The following is a 17568-nucleotide window of genomic DNA, read 5'->3' as shown; positions in this document are numbered from 1 at the left end:
GCTCCTTTATAGAAATATGAATTTGGCGATAAAGATCGCGCACAGCACCCACAGGCTGACAGAAATCTCGCGGTACTTACCGGTGCCGGCCTTGAGCGCCACATACGTGATAAAGCCCAAGGCGATACCGTCGGCGACCGAGAAGGTCAGCGGCATCATGATTGCGGTGACAATCGCCGGGATGCTGTCAGTGGCTTCATCCCAATTGATATGGGCCATGCTCGCCATCATCAGCATCGCGACATAAATCAGCGCACCCGCCGTGGCATACGCTGGAATCATCCCCGCCAGTGGTGCAAAAAACATCGCCGCCACAAACAGGATGCCCACGGTCACGGCGGTCAGCCCGGTACGCCCGCCAGCGGCCACGCCGGCAGCACTTTCCACGTAGCTGGTCACCGGTGGAACACCCACCATGGCACCGAATACGCTGGAAGCACTGTCGGCTTTCAACGCACGTGACAGGTTATCGATCTTGCCATCGGCATTGACGAGGCCGGCCCGCTGCGCGACGCCCATCAGTGTACCGGCAGTGTCGAACATGTGTACAAAAAGAAATGCAAATACCACGCTGATCATGCTGATATTGAATACACCTTTTACGTCCATGGCCATCCAGGTCGGCGCCAGGCTCGGAGGTGTGGCAAGAATGCCGTTGTAGTGCACCAGGCCCAGCCCTCCACCCGCCAGCGTCACAGCGATGATGCTGATCAGGATCGCGCCGAACACGCGGTGGTAGCTGAGGATCGCGATCAGCAGGAAGCACACGGCTGCCAGCAGTGGCGCGGGCTCGTGCAACGAACCGAGTTTGATCAAGGTCGCGGGACTGTCGACGATGATGCCCGCCGTCTTCAGGCCGATCACCCCGAGGAACAGGCCTACACCCGCGCCCATCGCATGGCGCAAGCTGACGGGGATGCTGTTGAGCAGCCATTCGCGCACGCGGGACAGGGTCAGGCCCATGAACAGAACGCCGGAAATAAACACTGCGCCCAGCGCAGTTTCCCAGGTGTAGCCCATGGTGCCGACCACGGTGTAGGTGAAAAACGCGTTCAAGCCCATGCCCGGCGCCAGGCCGACCGGCCAGTTGGCGTAGAGGCCCATTAACAGGCAGCCCAGCGCGGCGGCGATGCAGGTGGCGACGAATGCCGCGCCGTGATCGATGCCGGCGTCGGCCATGATGTTCGGGTTGACGAAAATGATGTAGGCCATGGTGATAAAGGTGGTGAGACCGGCGATCAGCTCGGTCTTCACTGTGGTGCCATGCGAGCGCAGCTTAAACAGGCGTTCCAGCCAGCCGGTGCGGGTGGGTTGGAGGTCCAGGGGTGAGGCTTCGGATTTGCGGCTATCCACAGCGAGTACTCCTCAAGCATTTTATTGTTATGGCCAGCGCTTAGGCGCTGTGAGGTACTGGCGGGTTTGTTGACCAATAGGTCAGGAACTCGCACGAAGCGAATTATGCTTTTGTATACAAATAAAGCAAATAATGTTTTCGAGCGGTTGGGTAAAAGTGGATGAAAGGCTAGTTCAAGGCACTCAGCGCCTGGTTCACCGCTAGCCATCCGGCCACGGCTTCAGCCCCCGCGTCACTGAAGGCGCGTTGCAACAACTTCACCTGTTCGCGGCGCAGTGATTGCTCAAAACGCAGGCCTTCTTCAGTGAGCTCCAGCAGGCGTTTGCGCTTGTCGGTTTCTGACGCGACGCTGTTGACCAGATGCATTTCCTGCAATTGGCGCAGGGGCATGTTCAGCGCCTGCTTGCTCACACCGAGCAATTCCAGCAGTTCCTTCACGCTCAAGGCGGGGTAGCGCGCGATAAAAAACACAATGCGCTGGTGCACGCGGCTCAGGCCTCGACGTTCGAGCATCTCGTCGGCTTTGGCGGTGAAGGCCTGGTAGCCGAAAAAGAACGCCTCCATGGCCTCTTGTTGGCGGGCCTGGTTTTTAAGGTCAAGCATGTTGACGTATCCACTGAAGTTGTCGTAATTTCGGTCAACCAGTTTGACGTATTTAACGCGATCTTCGCTACCGGTGACCCCATGGCCTTCTCTGAACGTGTTACGCGCCTTAAAAGCTCCCTGATCCGTGAAATCCTCGCGGCAGCCCAGCGCCCGGAAGTGATGTCTTTCGCCGGGGGGCTGCCGGCCGAGGCCATGCTGCCAGCATTGAACTGGGATGACATGCCGCTGAACATCGGCCAATACGGCATGAGCGAAGGCGAGCCACAATTGCGCGAGTTGCTCGCCGCCGAGGCCCGAGCCCTTGGCGTGCCGTGCCAGGCCAGCCAGGTGCTGGTGGTCAGCGGTTCCCAGCAAACCCTGGACCTGGCGGCGAAGCTGTATATCGACAAAGGCACGCAGATCCTGTTGGAAGGCCCGACCTACCTGGCTGCCTTGCAGATCTTCCAGCTGTTCGGCGCCGATTGCCTCACCGTGTCATTGGAAGCCGATGGCCCCGACCTGGCCGCTCTGCGGGTCAACCTTGAACGCCATCGTCCGGCGTTCATCTACCTGATCCCGACGTTCCAGAACCCGTCGGCCGTGCGCTACAGCGACGCCAAGCGCGCCGCCGTCGCCGCCTTGCTCGATGAGTTTGGCGTGACCCTGATCGAAGATGAGCCCTACCGCGAACTGACGTTCGACGGCGGCAGCGCCACACCGATTGTCGGACGCCTGAAAAAAGCCAGTTGGATCTACACCGGCACCGTGTCCAAGACCCTGTTGCCGGGCCTGCGCGTTGGCTACCTGATTGCCAGCCCGGACCTGTTCCCGCACCTGCTCAAGCTCAAGCAGTCGGCGGATTTGCACACCAACCGCGTCGGCCAGTGGCAAGCGATGCAGTGGATCGGCACGGAGAAATACCAGCATCACCTGGTGGAACTTCGCAGCTTTTACCGCGAGCGTCGCGATGCGTTCCAAGCCGCATTGGAACGTCACTTCGCCGATCTGGCCGACTGGCAAGTGCCCCAGGGTGGATTATTCTTCTGGCTGACCTTGAAACAGCCGCTCGACACCCGCACCTTGTTGGCTCAAGCGCTCGATCAGAACGTCGCGTTCATGCCCGGTGAACCGTTCTTTTCCGAGCCGGACCAGCACCACGGTTCGCTGCGACTCAATTTCAGCCATATCGACCCGGCCCGCCTCGACGAAGGTCTTAAGTGCCTGGCCGCGGTGGTCCGTCACGCACAGCACGCGCAAGCGGCATAAGGGGAGCCCCATGTACAAGGTTTATGGCGATTACAAGTCGGGCAACTGCTACAAGGTCAAATTGATGCTCAGCCTGCTGGGCATCCCGTATCAATGGATCGATGTCGATATCCTTAACGGCGATACCGAGACCCCCGAGTTCCTGACCAAGAACCCCAACGGTAAGATCCCGGTGCTGGAACTGGAAGACGGCACCTGCCTGTGGGAGTCCAACGCGATTCTCAACTTCCTCGCCGATGGCAGTGAGTTCCTGCCCACCGAGCCGCGCCTGCGCACGCAAGTGCTGCAGTGGCAGTTCTTCGAGCAATACAGCCACGAGCCGTACATTGCAGTGGCGCGGTTTATCCAGTTTTACCTGGGACTTCCCGAGGATCGTCTGGAGGAATACAAAAAACTGCACAAAGGCGGCTACAAGGCACTCAAGGTGATGGAGCGCCAGCTGCAGTTGACGCCTTACTTGGTGGGCGACCAGTTCTCCATCGCCGATGTGGCGCTGTATGCCTACACCCATGTGGCGAATGAAGGTGGGTTTGACCTGGACGCTTATCCGGCCGTGCAGGCGTGGCTGGTGCGGGTGGCCAGCCATCCCAAGCACGTGCCGATGCTGGACTGACAACGAGGCCGAAATGTGGGCGCTAGAGTGTGTCAGATAGTTCGTCGTTCAGCAGATCAAAGCAGCGTTGTGCTGCGGGACTCAGCCCCATCCCGCTGCGACTGATCAACCCGATCTCCCTGTTCACGCCAGGATGATCGATATTGATGCGCTTCAAACCCTCCAGACTGTCCGCCGCCGACTCTGGCAGCACACTGATCCCCAGCCCTTGGCGCACCAGCGCCAACACGGTCGACATGTAGTTGGCCTCCATCCCGGCGTTCATCGTCAGTCGTGTCTCGTCGAACAGCGCATCCACGTGCTCGCGCACACTGCTGTCGCGGCCGGTGAGGATGATCGGCTGGTCCGCCAATTGTTCCAGGGTCAGTTGTTGATGGCGGGTGAGGGGATGATCCAGCGGTACAAACGCGCACAAACGATCATTCAGCACCGGTACGAATTCCAGGCCGTGGCTGAGCCGTGCGCGCACGCCGATGCCGAAATCCACTTCGCCGGAACGTACTTGAGCGTGAATGCGATGGGCCACCAGGTCATGCAGGCGTACTTCGATCCCGGCAAAACGCTCGCGAAACAGGCGCAGAACAGGCGGCAGCGAACCGGCACAGACCGAGGGCAGGGCGGCGATGGTGACCACGCCTCGGCGTAAGGCGGCGAGGTCGCGGGAACCGGTGACGATGTTGTCCAGGTCCAGCAGCAGTTTTTCCATGGGCCCGCGCGCATCCAGGCCGGCGGCGGTGATACTGACGTGACGTGGGCTGCGGTCGAGCAGGGCGACGCCGAGCCAGTCTTCCAGCTGCTGCACTTGCACGGTCAGCGCAGAAGGCGATAGGTGCAGCTCATTGGCGGCCTTGGTGAAACTGCCGGTGCGGGCCACGGCAAGGAATGCCTGGATGTGTTGGATGCTGTTCTTCATTGCTGCTCGGCGGGTTCGGCCTGCAAACCAGCGCCTTCATCATCACCGGTATCAAGAACGTCGCCCCCGTGGTGGGTATGTTTGTGTTCGCGATCCTGTTTTTCGGGATCATGACCGACGCCGGCATGCTTGACCCCATCATTGATCGCATCCTGCGCACGGTAGGGACGCGTCCTACACGAATTGTCGTGGGTACGGCGACCTTGGCGTTACTGGTGCACCTGGACGGCTCCGGCGCGGTGACCTTTCTGGTGACGGTGCCGGCGATGCTGCCGCTGTACACGCGGCTGGGCATTGATAAGCGCATCCTCGCGTGTGTCTGCGCGATGGCGGCAGGGGTCAACTTCTTACCGTGGACCGGCCCGGTGCTGCGCTCCTCCGCGGCGTTGCATGTGCCGGTGGCGGACCTGTTCCAGCCGCTGATCCCGGTGCAGATCGTTGGTCTGATCTTCGTATTCGCCTGCGCCTGGTGGCTGGGTCATCGCGAAGAAAAACGCCTGGGCCTCGGCGCCGGCTCGGTCGTCGATGCGATGCCGCAACGGGTGCTCAGTGACGACGACATCAAGCTGCGTCGCCCAGGTCTGTTCTGGGTCAACTTGATCCTGACCGTGCTGGTGATGGTGGTGATGATTGCCGGCTGGGTCGACCCGGTGGTGATGTTTATGCTCGGCACCGTGATGGCTTTGTGTATCAACTATCCCAATGTGGACGCCCAGCGCGCCCGCATCGATGCCCACGCCAAGACCGCGCTGACCATGGCCAGTATCCTGCTCGCCGCCGGGGTGTTCACCGGGATCATGCAAGGCACCGGCATGCTCAAGGCGATTGCCGAAGTGGCGGTGGCGCAGATTCCGGCCGGCCACGGCAAGTTGATCCCGGCGGTGGTGGGCTTTATTTCCATGCCGTTGAGCATGCTGTTCGACCCCGACTCCTACTATTGCGGCGTAATGCCGGTGATCGCCGAAGTGGGTAAGGCCTTGGGCGTCGACCCGTTGCAAGTGGCCCAAGCCTCATTGCTCGGCGTGCACACCACCGGTTTCCCGGTCAGCCCGCTGACCCCGCGACCTTCCTGTTGGTGGGCCTGTGCAAGATCGAATTGGCCGATCACCAGCGCTTCACCATTCCGTTTCTGTTCGCAGCGTCGGTGTTGATGACCCTGACGGCGTTGCTCCTGGGAGTAATTTGAGATGAAAACCTTGCGCATCGGTTCCGGCGCCGGCTATTCCGGCGACCGTATCGAACCTGCCGTGGAGCTGGCCGAGCGGGGCAACCTGGATTACCTGGTGTTCGAGTGCCTGGCTGAACGCACCATTGCCCTGGCGCAACAGGCGCGGATCAGTGATCCACAGGGCGGGTACGACCCCTTGCTGAGTGAGCGCATGCGCCGGGTGTTGCCTTTTGTTGGCCGGCCTGAAGGTCGCCGCCGCCTGCGGGTGATCACCAACATGGGCGCCGCCAATCCGGTATCCGCGGCTATTGAAGTGCGGCGGATTGCCGGTGAGTTGGGCCTTGATCTTAAGGTGGTTGCGGTCGTCGGCGACGACGTGTTGAACGTGTTGCAGCCCGAGTTTCTGTTGGATAATGGCCAGACTGTCGGCTCATTGGGTGAACGGCTGATTTCCGCAAATGCCTACCTGGGCGTCGACGGTATTCTGGAGGCGTTGCGTGCCGAAGCAGATGTAGTGATCACCGGGCGCGTGGCCGACCCATCGCTGTTCCTCGCGCCGCAGATGTTTGAATTTGGCTGGGCGCCGGACGATTGGCTGCGTCTGGGGCGCGGCACGTTGGTGGGGCATTTGCTCGAATGCGCCGGGCAAGTCAGCGGTGGGTATTTTGCCGATCCCGGCTTCAAGGACGTGGATGACCTCGCGCGCCTGGGCTTCCCCTTGGCTGAGATCGATGCCGACGGCGACGCCTTGATCACCAAGGTTGCCGGCTCAGGTGGGCGGGTCAGCCGCGCCACCTGTACTGAGCAACTGATCTACGAAGTGCACGACCCGGCGGCGTACCTCACGCCGGATGTGACGGCCGATTTTTCCCAGGTGGGGTTTGTCGAAGAAAGCGTTGATCGCGTGCGCGCCAGCGGTGCCGACGGCCGCGCGCGGCCCGAACAATTGAAGATCAGCGTCGGCTATCTGGATGGCTGGATCGGTGAAGGGCAGATGTCCTACGGCGGCCCCGGTGCTGTCGCACGGGCGCAGCTGGCGCGGGATGTAGTCCTCAAGCGTCTTGAGTTGATGGGCGTGAAGATGCAAGACCTGCGCGCGGAGCTGATCGGCATGGACTCGCTTCACGGCACACGCAGCACAGTCGAACCCTGGGAAGTGCGCCTGCGCGTGGCGGCCCGCTGTGAGGATCGCGGCGAAGCGGTGCGCGTTGGCAATGAAGTTGAAACCCTCTACACCAATGGCCCGTCCGAAGGCGGCGGCGCGAGCAAAAGCGTGCGCCAAGTGGTGGCCGTGGCGTCGTTGCTGCTGCCGCGCAATGCGGTCAACCCGAGGATCGAAGCATGAAGTTGCACACGCTGGCCCACTCCCGCACCGGGGATAAGGGCGACACGTCGAATATCTCGATCATTGCCTACCGTGCCGAGGATTATCCGCTGCTGTGCGAACAGCTCACGGCCGAGCGCGTGGCTGAGTTTTTCGCTGGCTTGCGCGAACCGGGGGCGGCACCTGTGCGGCGTTATGAGTTGCGCAATGTGCAGGCGCTGAATTTCGTGCTGCCGGGGATCCTGCGCGGTGGCGTCACCCGTTCGCTGGCGCTGGATGCGCATGGCAAGTGCCTGGGTTCCGCGCTGCTGGGTCTGGTAATACGGCGTTAAGGCGGGCACAGGCAAGCCAGCGCCCACATTTTGATTTTTTAAACCTGTCAGACCGCAGCAAACCGCTTGTCCAGGTAATCAATGATCACCTTGGAGTCATACATCCAGGTGGTCTGGCCATTTTCTTCAATGCGCAGGCACGGCACTTTGATCTTGCCGCCTTGCTCCAGCAGGGTCTGGCGGTCCTGCTCGTTGTTCTTCGCATCCTTCAACGCCACTGGCACATTCAGACGATGCAGGGTGCGGCGAGTCTTCACGCAGAACGGGCAGGCATGGAATTGATAGAGCGTCAGCTCCTTGGCTGCCGCATTCACCAACGCCTGCTGTTCGGCAGGCCGCTGCTTTTTGCGCGGGCGGGTAAGGAAGTCGCCCGCGATGATGACGTGGCCGAGGCCCACTCGAAGTGCTTTGACGAACATGGCTAAAACCTCTTGCCCGATACAGAAGGGGCCGCAGCTTACCTCAATTTGGCAGGCGAAAAAAAACCGGCGATGAACGCCGGCTTTTTCGTATGCAGCCTGTTACTTGATCAGGCTGAGGAATTCGCTGCGGGTGGCCGCGTTTTCGCGGAACTCACCCAGCATCACCGAGGTGATCATCGACGAATTCTGCTTCTCGACACCGCGCATCATCATGCACATGTGCTTGGCTTCAATCACCACGGCCACGCCCAGGGCGCCTGTCACTTGCATCACGGCATCGGCGATCTGGCGGCTGAGGTTCTCCTGGATCTGCAGGCGGCGGGCGTACATGTCGACGATCCGCGCAACCTTTGACAGGCCCAGCACTTTGCCGCTCGGGATATACGCCACGTGGGCCTTACCGATAAACGGCAGCAGGTGGTGTTCGCACAGCGAGTACAACTCGATGTCCTTGACCAGCACCATTTCGCTGTTGTCGGAGCTGAACAAGGCACCGTTGGTGACTTCTTCGAGCGTCTGCTCATAGCCGCGGCAAAGGTACTGCATCGCCTTGGCGGCACGTTTTGGCGTGTCGAGCAGGCCCTCGCGGGAAACGTCCTCGCCGAGTTGGCCGAGGATCTCGGTGTAATTCTGTTCCAGGGACATGAAACTACCTGTGGGATTTTCGCAAAGCGCAAGGTTACGGTGGCGGACACATCGCTGCAAGCCTGACGAGGGCACTTGTTACTCGTCACGCCCTTCCATCATGGTGCGCTTGAGCATCACATACACCGCTCCCGCGCCGCCGTGGCGGGCCTGGCACGAGGTAAAGCCGAGTACCTGGGCGTGCTGGCGTAGCCAGGTGTTGACGTGGCTCTTGATCATGGGCCGCTTGCCGTCCAGCCGCACGGCCTTGCCATGGGTAACGCGCACGCAGCGGATTTCGAACTTGGTGGCTTCGGCCAGGAAGGCCCACAGGGTTTCGCGGGCTTTTTCCACGGTCATGCCGTGCAGGTCGAGGCTGCCTTCGAAGGGGATCTGGCCGGCCTTGAGCTTGCGCATCTGGCTTTCCTGCACGCCGTCGCGGGTCCACATCAGCTCGTCTTCGGGGCCGACATCGATTACGAATTGGTCCGACAGGCCGTCCACGGTGGTGGCGTCGGTGCGCACGGTCGCGGCCTGGCGCAGCTTGGCGATCTGCGCCCGGTCGGCCTTGGGTTTGCCGGTATCGGCGCGATCGTGCTTGATCGGCTTGACGCCGCGCAGCTCGTTTTTGAACAGGGAAAAGTCGTCGTCGTGCATGTTGGCCTCCGCGAAGGGCGGGCAGTTTACCTAAATCGCGGCGGCCAGGGCGCAGGAAACGCTATCCAAGCGCCATCAGTCGTGCTTTTTCATCAGATGCGAAGCGATGTTCAGCGACAACGGCTGGCGCATTTTCCGACGGCTGCGCCGCCACAACCACACGCCCAGCCACAGCACCAACAGCCCGATCGCCAACAGAATCGCCGAACCGCCAGGGCTGGCATTCAGCTCGCCAAGGGCCGGCGAGTGACCAAATAGACCGGCGCCACCAGCGCCAGCCAACAGCACACCAATAATCGCCAGCAGCGCGGCAATGCCGGCCACCAGGCGCAGACGCCAGTTGCTCGGGCCCTTGGGGCGCAAGCGACGAGCATCAAAACCATCGGATATCTTCATTCCGACCTTTCCTCCAGGGTATCGGCCCTTCGACCGGACAATACACAGGTTGTTCCGGGGGGAGGGGTAAATGCGCCAAATGAAAGGGCTCTGCGGATGAGCGGGGCAATAAACACTGCCGCGCCGCTCATCAAAAGGTCGATCAGATCAGGTCTTTGGTCTGCGCGAGAGTGGCAAAGTTGTCGGCCATGATCGCCATTTCAGTCTGCTGCACATGCTCGGCGCTCAAGATGCCGCCTTTGTAAGGCAGGTCACGGGTGGTGCAGGCGTCTTCCACCAGGGTGCAGCGAAAGCCCAGGTTCTTGGCGGCACGCACGGTGGTGCTGACACTGGAATGGCTCATGAAGCCGCAGACGATCAAGTCCAGAGGGCCGAGGTCTTGCAGGTGTTTTTCCAGGCCCGTGCCGTGAAAGGCACTGGGCAGCAGCTTGCCGATGATGGTTTCGTCGCCAAGAGGCTCGAGGCCGGGAATGAACTCACCGCGCTCGCCCTGGGGGTCAAACAGGCCACCCACGGTGCCCAGATGGCGTACATGCACGATCGGTCGCCCTGCATTGCGTGCCGCTGCAACGAGTTGTTTGATGTTTTCGACAGCTGCGTCCATGCCCGAGAGGGCGAGTGGACCGCTGAGGTATTCCTTCTGGGCGTCGATGATCACGAGAGTCGCATGGGCAAGGTTCGCTGCTGCGTAACCACGACCGCTGAGTTGAAACATCGTCTTTGGAACGGACATTCTGGGGCTCCTGTGAGGGGGGCTTTTGCGACATTGTCCACTGGCTGAGCGGTTCTGTGAATCGCTACGATCGTAAGGTACGCCGTTGTTGACGTGCAGCCATGTCAATAGGTGGGCTTGTTTAACACAATGATGGCAATTTGGATGAATTCCGACGTGTGGCGACAGGTGTTCGTACATCGTCGATAGGGGCTAAGGCTGTTAGAATCGCCAGTCGTTTTTTCCAGGAGCTTGCCCCCGTGACCACTTCTTCTTCCCGCCTGCGCACCTTGCGCGACCATATCCGTTGGGCTGTCAGCCGTTTTCATGGGGAAGACCTGTTTTTTGGCCATGGCACCGACAATGCCTGGGACGATGCCCGGCAACTGGTGCTCGGCGCCTTGCACCTGCCATGGGAAATTGCCGACAGTTACCTGGATTGCAACCTGGAAGAAGAGGAAGTCGCGCACCTGCAACGGTTGCTGCACCGCCGGATCCACGAACGCGTGCCGACACCTTATCTGATTGGCGAGGCCTGGTTCTGTGGCATGTCATTTATCGTCGATGAGCGTGTGCTGATCCCGCGTTCGCCGATCGGCGAGCTGATTGAAAACCGCTTCGCGCCTTGGTTGGCCCAGCCACCGGCACGCATCCTAGACCTGTGCACCGGCTCCGGCTGCATCGGCATCGCCTGTGCCTACGAGTTCCAGGACGCCGAGGTGGTGCTGGGGGACTTGTCCTTCGAAGCCCTGGAAGTGGCTAACCAGAACATCGAGCGTCATGGCGTTGATGAGCGCGTGTATACCGTACAGGGCGACGGTTTCGACGGCCTGCCGGGCCAGCGCTTTGACCTGATCGTGTCCAACCCGCCGTACGTGGATGCCGAAGACTTTGCCGACATGCCTGACGAATACCAGCACGAGCCGGAGCTGGGCCTGGCGTGCGGCGATGATGGCTTGAATCTCGTGCGGCGTATGCTGGCCGAGGCGGCGGACCACTTGACCGAGAAGGGTTTGCTGATGGTTGAAGTGGGTAACAGCCAGGTCCACGTCGAAGCGTTGTACCCGGAAGTGGATTTTGCCTGGCTGGATTTCCAGCGCGGTGGGCATGGGGTGTTTATGTTGACGGCGGAACAGTGCCTGGCGCATCAAGCAGTGTTTGCCGCCAGAGTTTAACTTGTCCTAGCCATAGGAATACGGTGCAAATGTGGGAACGAGCACGCCCGCTCCCACATTTTGATCTTATTTCCTAGTGCGAACCTGTTTCAGCGGTGTGTCGCAATCCAGATCAACAACCCCGCCTGAAACACCGTAAACGCCACCAGGCACGTGATGGTAAAGCGCAACCCGCTGTCCTCACGCTTGAACTTGGTGACTTTTTCCTCTTCCTTGCGCAGCTTCACTTCGTGTTCCATCAGATTCTGCTCGGCCTGTTGCAGCATCTGCGCCGCTTCAAGAATCTCCACGAACTGCACCTTCTCGGTGTTCCAGCTGTCCAGCACGTCGCTGACCTTGCCCGGTTGCACATTGCCTTTGAGGTGCTGCACATCGGCGTAGGCCACATCAAAACCCTGGATGCGCAAGAAGTGATCGCGGCGCAGGCGTGTCGCTTCGTTCAATGCGTCCTTGTTGGACAGGTCCACGCCGTCGACACGATAGTGCGACCACTTCCTCTTCGCCCACGCGGCGGCTTGGGCGACCAGGAAGCGGCCGATACCGCGGTTGGCCGGTTCGATCTCCAGGCTGTTGCCCGGGCCGAAATGCACGCGGTGCTTGTCGTGGTCGACCCAGATATCCAGGTGATTCTGCTCACGGCGCACGCGCTGGCCCGGCAGTTGGATGACCATGCGCAGCAGGCTGTGGTGCTTGTCATTGCGCTCGGCATAACCGAATTGCACGAACCGCAATGGCCGCACGCCCGTGGCCCGGTCGGTTGCCAAGGGGGCCAGGCGCAGCATCTTGAAATGCTCGGCCTGAACATCCGCCCATGGCAGGGTCGCCGCGTCGACGGCCTCGGTTTTTTCAGCCGGGGTTTCGGCGGTAGGTTCCGGTGTTGCTTCAGTGGTTGTCATGCGGCGCTATCCTGTCCAAGCCCAGCAAACCGACAGTCTGTTTACTGTCGACCCTGGGCTTATCGGCCGTTTTTTCCAAGACTGGAGGCAAATTGCCGCTTAATGGGGTTGAAGTCCGTCGATAAAGCGCACCAGACGACTGCCCAGCTCGGCGGCGAGGGGCAATTGCGGGTCGTTGTAAGAGGCCAATTGCTGTTTCACGTCGTTGGGCACGATGCGCATCACGTGGTTCATGCCCCCGATCACCGCAAGCTGAGCGTCTGGCTTGGCCTTTTTCAGTTGCTGGGCATCGCCCACTCCGACCTGGATGTCGTTGGTGCCCTGGATGATCAGCGCTGGCATGCGCAGCTTTGCGAAGGCGGCCGACGGGTCGGCGCGAAACAAACTGATCAGATACGGCTGCACACTGGGTCGGAAAATGCCTTCCAGTGGGCCAGGCACATCCATATCCACTTGGCCGGCCTTGAGGTGATCGAGGATTTGATTGCTGCGCAGCAGCAGGGCAGGCGGCAGGTGATCGGCCAACTGTTGGCGGATCACCTGATCAACCGGGCGTGCGCTGCCGGACAGGGAAATCACCCCGGCGGGGTCCAGTTGCGGCGCGGCGAGGGCTGCTACCAGGGCGCCTTCACTATGGCCGAGCACAATCAGCGGGCCCATGCGTTTGTCGGCTTTGAGCAGTTTGCCCCACGCCACGGCGTCCGCGACGTAAGCGTCCAGGGTCAGGTTGCGCTCATCCGGCGTGGCGGCCAGGCTGGCGGCCACGCCACGCTTGTCGTAGCGCACGCTGGCGATGTTATGCCGCGCCAGCACCCAGGCCAGGCGCTTGAGGCTGTCGTTGCGCGCCCCGTCGGCACTGTTGCCGTTGCGGTCGGTGGGGCCGGAGCCGGCAATGATCAGCACCACCGGTACTGGCTCGTCGGATTTGGGCAGTAGGAGTGAGCCAAACAGCTCGCCGCTACCGGTGTCCAGGCTTATGGGGCGTTGCAACACAATGGGGGAGGCGGCAAAGCCAAGGCTGGAAAACAGGGTGAGGGTCAACAGTAGAACTCGCAGCATCATCGCGCCATCATCAGAGAGGTGCCGGTTGGACCAAGGTCTACCGGTAAGGTTTCGAGGATGAACTAGTCGGTTGGCCTGCGTATACTGGCGGCCTTAAGTTATTACAGTTGACTTGATTCAACTGATTTCACGGAGCGCCCTGCATGTCCGGCAATACCTTCGGCAAGTTGTTCACTGTCACCACCGCGGGCGAAAGCCATGGCCCGGCGTTGGTCGCCATTGTCGACGGCTGCCCGCCTGGCCTCGAGCTGTCCGTGGCAGACCTGCAGCGTGACCTCGATCGTCGCAAACCCGGCACCAGCCGCCACACCACCCAGCGCCAGGAGCCCGACGAAGTCGAGATTCTTTCCGGCGTGTTCGAAGGGCGTACCACCGGCTGCTCCATCGGCTTGCTGATCCGCAACACCGACCAGAAGTCCAAGGACTACTCGGCGATCAAGGACCTGTTCCGTCCGGCCCACGCCGATTACACCTACCACCACAAATACGGCGAACGCGACTACCGTGGCGGTGGCCGCAGCTCGGCCCGCGAAACCGCCATGCGTGTGGCTGCCGGCGCCATTGCCAAGAAATACCTGGCGACCCAGGGCATCGTGATCCGCGGCTACATGAGCCAGTTGGGCCCGATTGAAATTCCGTTCAAGACCTGGGACAGCGTGGAAGAAAACGCTTTCTTCAGCCCCGACCCGGACAAGGTGCCGGAACTGGAAGCCTACATGGACCAGTTGCGCCGCGACCAGGATTCGGTCGGCGCCAAGATCACCGTGGTTGCCGAAGGCGTTAAACCGGGCCTGGGCGAACCGATCTTCGACCGCCTCGATGCCGAACTGGCCCACGCGCTGATGAGCATCAACGCCGTCAAAGGCGTGGAAATCGGCGCCGGCTTCGCGTGCGTGTCCCAGCGCGGCACCGAGCATCGCGACGAGCTGACCCCGCAAGGTTTTCTCAGCAACAACGCGGGCGGCATCCTCGGCGGTATATCCTCCGGCCAGCCGATCGTTGCGCACCTGGCGCTCAAGGCGACCTCAAGCATCACCACAACGGGCCGTTCGATTGATGTGCACGGTAACCCGGTTGACGTGATCACCAAGGGCCGCCACGACCCCTGCGTCGGCATCCGCGCTACGCCGATTGCCGAAGCGATGATGGCCATCGTGTTGATGGACCACCTGCTGCGCAACCGTGGTCAAAATGCTGACGTCCATGTAACCACCCCGGTACTGGGCCAGCTGTGACTGCTTGTTGTAGTGAGCGAGCTTGCTCGCGCTGGGCTGCGAAGCAGCCCCCTGCCAAGCCATGACTAACCCTCTCCCATACTGGCGCCTCTCCAGCTTCTACCTGTTCTACTTCGCCCTGCTTGGGGCGACAGCGCCGTTCCTGGCGCTGTACTTCAATCACCTCGGGTTCTCCAGCGCGCGCATCGGCGAGCTGGTAGCGATCCCCATGCTGATGCGCTGCGTGGCGCCCAACCTGTGGGGCTGGCTGGGTGACTACACCGGCCAACGCCTGGCCATCGTGCGCGTTGGCGCGGTGTGCACCCTGGCGAGTTTTTCGCTGATCTTCGTCAGTCATACCTACGCCTGGCTGGCCCTGGTGATGGCGCTGCATGCGTTCTTCTGGCACGCAGTGCTGCCGCAGTTTGAAGTGATCACCCTCGCGCACCTGCGCAAACAAACCTCGCGCTATAGCCAGATCCGCCTCTGGGGCTCCATTGGTTTTATCCTCACCGTGGTGATCATGGGTCGCCTGTTCGACTGGCTGAGCCTGGACATCTACCCGGTGGTGGTTGTGGTGATCATGGCCGGCATCATCGGCGCCAGCCTGTGGGTGCCGAACGCGCAGCCGGCGACCCAGGGTAGTCGCCTGGCAGGCGAGGGATTCCTGAAACAATTGTGCAGCCCGGGCGTCTTGGCGTTTTACGCCTGCGTGGCGTTGATGCAAATGAGCCACGGCCCGTACTACACCTTTCTCACCCTGCACCTCGAACACCTGGGTTACAGCCGTGGTGTGATCGGCCTGTTGTGGGCTTTGGGTGTCGTGGCGGAAGTGCTGATGTTCCTCGCCATGAGCCGTATCCTCTCGCGCTTTTCGGTACGCCGGGTATTGCTCGCCAGTTTGCTGCTGGCGGCACTGCGCTGGCTGCTGCTGGGTTCGTTTGCCGAGTTTTTCTGGGTGCTGTTGCTGGCGCAGGTGATGCACGCCGCCACCTTCGGCAGCTTTCACGCGGCAGCGATTGCCTTTGTGCAGCGCAGTTTTGGCGACAAACAACAAGGCCAGGGCCAGGCACTGTATGCCGCCCTGGCCGGTACCGGCGGTGCGCTGGGCGCGCTGTATTCGGGCTACAGTTGGAACCTGTTGGGGCCGACCCTGACCTTCAGCACCGCCAGCGTCGCCGCCCTGGCCGCCGCCGTTATCATCGGTCTTCGATTGCAAGAGCAGAACCAAGGAACCCTTCAATGAGCTACGTCGCTGTCTACTCCGCCGCTACACCGGACACTCCGAACAAGGTCTTGACCCATTTCGATGACATCGCCGCGACTCTGGCCGAGCATGGCGTGCGCTTTGAGCGCTGGCAGCCGAGCCCGATTGAGCAGGGCGCCAGCGATGCCGAACTGATCGCGGCGTATCAGACGCAGATCGATGCTCTCGGCTACGGCTCTGTAGAAGTGCTGCGCGTTACCGGCGATCACGCGCAAAAATCTGAACGGCGTGCACAGTTTTTGGACGAGCGCCGTTACAGTGAAGACGATGGGCGTTTTTTCATTGCTGGCCAGGGCCTGTTCGCCCTGCACATTGGCGACTACGTGTACGCCGTGCGTTGCGAGAAAAACGACCTGCTGGTGATTCCCGCCGGTATTGCGCACTGGTTTGACATGGGTGAGAACCCGCACTTCGTAGCGTTGCGGTTGTTCAATACGGCGAAAGGGTGGGTACCTGAATTCACAGGTGACGATATTGCCCGGCGCTTTCCCGGTTTGGACGATTAATTACGGCCTATCAGAAACTTCAATCCCCGTATGGTGGAAGTTTCTGTGGGAAGAAACTTAACCTTCTGTAGGGACTTGCTGTTTATTTTCGGGCCTGCGCCTTAATACCATTCCTTATGTAACTCTCTCTGGTATTAGCGTTTATATCACCTGTCAATAGGAGGAATCCGAAGGGTGATAGGACGTCGACCAATAAAATGGAGAGAACGCAATGAGAGGCCCGAGGGAATCGTTTCTACCGCCGTATTCGGTACCCAATGCTGCCAGGCGACGCATTAACCTGGCGGGCAAGTCGCTGACCCCGACAGAATTGGAAATATTGCGCTGGGCCTCGGAAGGCAAGACTGTGTGGGAGATCAGTAAGATACGCGCCACGTCAGAAGCCACGGTAAAATTCCACTTGCGCAATATCTACGGCAAGTTGGAAGTGACCAACCGCGTGCAGGCAATGAATGAGGCTGCGCGTCAGGGGCTTTGCTGAAGGCGTAAAAAAGGGCCGCGACACTCAACAGTGTCGCGGCCCTCTGCTTTGTCTGAGCCTTAAGCCGAGTGGTACGTCGGCAGGGCAAAGCGGTTTTGGCTCTGCAGCATCGAAATCTGCGGCAGGTCGCTGGCTTGTTCGGCGAGGTCGCGGCGAATGGCGCTGATCACCCAGGTCAATTGGTCGGCAGTGTGCAACTGCTGGTAGGAGATCGAGCGCTTCACCTGTTTGCCTTCGCTGTTACGCAGGGTCAACAGGATGCCGCCGTCAGGACGTGGCTGAGTGGTGACGTCGTAGTTGGAGAATACTGAAGCGAATTTATCTTGGATCAGGCTCATGTCTATCAGCTCCGTTGGCTCAAGTTGGCAAGCATGGAGTGATAGGTGCAGTGATTGTGCCAGCTACCGATTTATAAAAATATCGTTATAAATCAGTGTCTTGTGAAAATTCAGGAATTTCAGTTTCGTGCAATTTGCATGAATGGCCATCATGTATCCTGCATTTTGCGTTGTTCCTCAGGCCTGAACAGGCGCCCCATCAGTTTTTAAGACTGCCTCTGCGTCGCTAAATTCCATTTTTCCGCGGTCGCTCATCGGGATAC

At 60.4% G+C, this 17568-nt stretch carries 20 protein-coding genes and 1 pseudogene; 10 read left to right on the top strand and 11 right to left on the bottom strand.

The window, feature by feature from the left end; translation table 11 throughout:
• Positions 1–6: 6 nt before the first annotated feature.
• Positions 7–1353, bottom strand: a complete 1347-nt coding sequence (locus AACY44_RS12565; protein WP_339530367.1) for an NCS2 family permease — start codon at positions 1351–1353, stop codon at positions 7–9.
• A 169-nt stretch (positions 1354–1522) separates the two neighbouring features.
• Positions 1523–1957, bottom strand: a complete 435-nt coding sequence (locus AACY44_RS12560; protein ID WP_339416512.1) for a MarR family winged helix-turn-helix transcriptional regulator — start codon at positions 1955–1957, stop codon at positions 1523–1525.
• A gap of 81 nt (positions 1958–2038) precedes the next feature.
• Between AACY44_RS12560 and AACY44_RS12555 the strand changes: the two genes are divergently transcribed.
• Positions 2039–3205, top strand: coding sequence for an aminotransferase-like domain-containing protein (locus AACY44_RS12555; RefSeq protein ID WP_339416510.1), 1167 nt, complete (start codon positions 2039–2041; stop codon positions 3203–3205).
• Positions 3206–3215: 10 nt separating this feature from the next.
• A complete protein-coding gene (locus AACY44_RS12550; protein ID WP_339436285.1) occupies positions 3216–3818 on the top strand; it encodes a glutathione S-transferase family protein in 603 nt (200 codons plus the stop codon).
• A 22-nt stretch (positions 3819–3840) separates the two neighbouring features.
• On the opposite strand, the gene AACY44_RS12545 is transcribed toward AACY44_RS12550, so the two are convergent.
• Positions 3841–4731 (bottom strand): LysR family transcriptional regulator, encoded by an 891-nt coding sequence (locus tag AACY44_RS12545; RefSeq protein WP_370467861.1) that lies wholly within the window; start codon positions 4729–4731, stop codon positions 3841–3843.
• A gap of 2 nt (positions 4732–4733) precedes the next feature.
• On the opposite strand from AACY44_RS12545, the pseudogene AACY44_RS12540 reads away from it, so the two are divergent.
• The 3 genes and pseudogenes from AACY44_RS12540 to AACY44_RS12530 form a co-directional block, all read left to right on the top strand.
• Positions 4734–5917 (top strand): annotated as a pseudogene (locus tag AACY44_RS12540) (CitMHS family transporter); the annotation flags it as partial.
• A 1-nt stretch (position 5918) separates the two neighbouring features.
• Positions 5919–7244 (top strand): acyclic terpene utilization AtuA family protein, encoded by a 1326-nt coding sequence (locus tag AACY44_RS12535; protein ID WP_339530365.1) that lies wholly within the window; start codon positions 5919–5921, stop codon positions 7242–7244.
• Positions 7241–7555, top strand: a complete 315-nt coding sequence (locus AACY44_RS12530; protein ID WP_339416505.1) for an AtuA-related protein — start codon at positions 7241–7243, stop codon at positions 7553–7555. The genes AACY44_RS12535 and AACY44_RS12530 overlap by 4 nt, the downstream gene beginning before the upstream one ends.
• Before the next feature lie 47 nt (positions 7556–7602).
• Here the strand turns inward: AACY44_RS12530 and AACY44_RS12525 are convergent, their stop codons facing one another.
• The 5 genes from AACY44_RS12525 to AACY44_RS12505 all read right to left on the bottom strand — a co-directional run bounded on the left by AACY44_RS12525 (position 7603) and on the right by AACY44_RS12505 (position 10387).
• Entirely contained in the window at positions 7603–7974 is a 372-nt protein-coding gene (locus AACY44_RS12525) for a glutathione S-transferase N-terminal domain-containing protein (protein ID WP_065873333.1), read from the bottom strand.
• A 102-nt stretch (positions 7975–8076) separates the two neighbouring features.
• Entirely contained in the window at positions 8077–8622 is a 546-nt protein-coding gene (folE, locus tag AACY44_RS12520) for a GTP cyclohydrolase I FolE (RefSeq protein ID WP_083357562.1), read from the bottom strand.
• A 78-nt stretch (positions 8623–8700) separates the two neighbouring features.
• Positions 8701–9258: a Smr/MutS family protein gene (locus AACY44_RS12515; protein ID WP_339416503.1), complete on the bottom strand. Its 558-nt coding sequence runs from the start codon at positions 9256–9258 to the stop codon at positions 8701–8703.
• A gap of 75 nt (positions 9259–9333) precedes the next feature.
• The gene (locus AACY44_RS12510; protein WP_339416502.1) at positions 9334–9654 is read right to left on the bottom strand and encodes a hypothetical protein; all 321 of its coding nucleotides are present in this window, start codon (positions 9652–9654) and stop codon (positions 9334–9336) included.
• A gap of 142 nt (positions 9655–9796) precedes the next feature.
• Positions 9797–10387 (bottom strand): cysteine hydrolase family protein, encoded by a 591-nt coding sequence (locus AACY44_RS12505; RefSeq protein WP_339416501.1) that lies wholly within the window; start codon positions 10385–10387, stop codon positions 9797–9799.
• A 239-nt stretch (positions 10388–10626) separates the two neighbouring features.
• Here AACY44_RS12505 and prmB point away from each other — a divergent pair, with 239 nt between their 5' ends.
• Positions 10627–11541 (top strand): 50S ribosomal protein L3 N(5)-glutamine methyltransferase, encoded by a 915-nt coding sequence (gene prmB, locus AACY44_RS12500; RefSeq protein ID WP_339436282.1) that lies wholly within the window; start codon positions 10627–10629, stop codon positions 11539–11541.
• A gap of 89 nt (positions 11542–11630) precedes the next feature.
• Here prmB and AACY44_RS12495 read toward each other — a convergent pair whose 3' ends face one another.
• Together AACY44_RS12495 and AACY44_RS12490 are read right to left on the bottom strand one after the other, a co-directional pair.
• Positions 11631–12437, bottom strand: a complete 807-nt coding sequence (locus tag AACY44_RS12495) for a hypothetical protein (RefSeq protein ID WP_339416498.1) — start codon at positions 12435–12437, stop codon at positions 11631–11633.
• Between the two features lie 99 nt (positions 12438–12536).
• Positions 12537–13499, bottom strand: coding sequence for an alpha/beta hydrolase (locus AACY44_RS12490; protein WP_339416496.1), 963 nt, complete (start codon positions 13497–13499; stop codon positions 12537–12539).
• Positions 13500–13642: 143 nt separating this feature from the next.
• On the opposite strand from AACY44_RS12490, the gene aroC reads away from it, so the two are divergent.
• From aroC to AACY44_RS12470, 4 genes are all read left to right on the top strand, one after another.
• Positions 13643–14734, top strand: a complete 1092-nt coding sequence (gene aroC, locus AACY44_RS12485; RefSeq protein WP_339416494.1) for a chorismate synthase — start codon at positions 13643–13645, stop codon at positions 14732–14734.
• A gap of 61 nt (positions 14735–14795) precedes the next feature.
• Positions 14796–15959: an MFS transporter gene (locus tag AACY44_RS12480; protein ID WP_339530363.1), complete on the top strand. Its 1164-nt coding sequence runs from the start codon at positions 14796–14798 to the stop codon at positions 15957–15959.
• The gene (locus AACY44_RS12475) at positions 15956–16486 is read left to right on the top strand and encodes a 1,2-dihydroxy-3-keto-5-methylthiopentene dioxygenase (RefSeq protein WP_339416490.1); all 531 of its coding nucleotides are present in this window, start codon (positions 15956–15958) and stop codon (positions 16484–16486) included. Before AACY44_RS12480 ends, AACY44_RS12475 begins: the two co-directional genes overlap by 4 nt.
• A 211-nt stretch (positions 16487–16697) precedes the next feature.
• On the top strand, positions 16698–16967 hold the full coding sequence (locus AACY44_RS12470; protein ID WP_339416489.1) for a response regulator transcription factor: 270 nt from the start codon (positions 16698–16700) through the stop codon (positions 16965–16967).
• 59 nt (positions 16968–17026) lie between these two features.
• On the opposite strand, the gene AACY44_RS12465 is transcribed toward AACY44_RS12470, so the two are convergent.
• Positions 17027–17305 (bottom strand): DUF3509 domain-containing protein, encoded by a 279-nt coding sequence (locus tag AACY44_RS12465; RefSeq protein ID WP_010208870.1) that lies wholly within the window; start codon positions 17303–17305, stop codon positions 17027–17029.
• Between the last annotated feature and the right edge of the window lie 263 nt (positions 17306–17568).

Source organism: Pseudomonas sp. RA_15y_Pfl1_P11 (assembly GCF_963970975.1).
GTDB lineage: Bacteria > Pseudomonadota > Gammaproteobacteria > Pseudomonadales > Pseudomonadaceae > Aquipseudomonas > Aquipseudomonas tritici.
The sequence above is the reverse complement of the archived record's forward strand: the minus strand, read 5'-3'. Positions and strand labels throughout refer to the sequence as shown.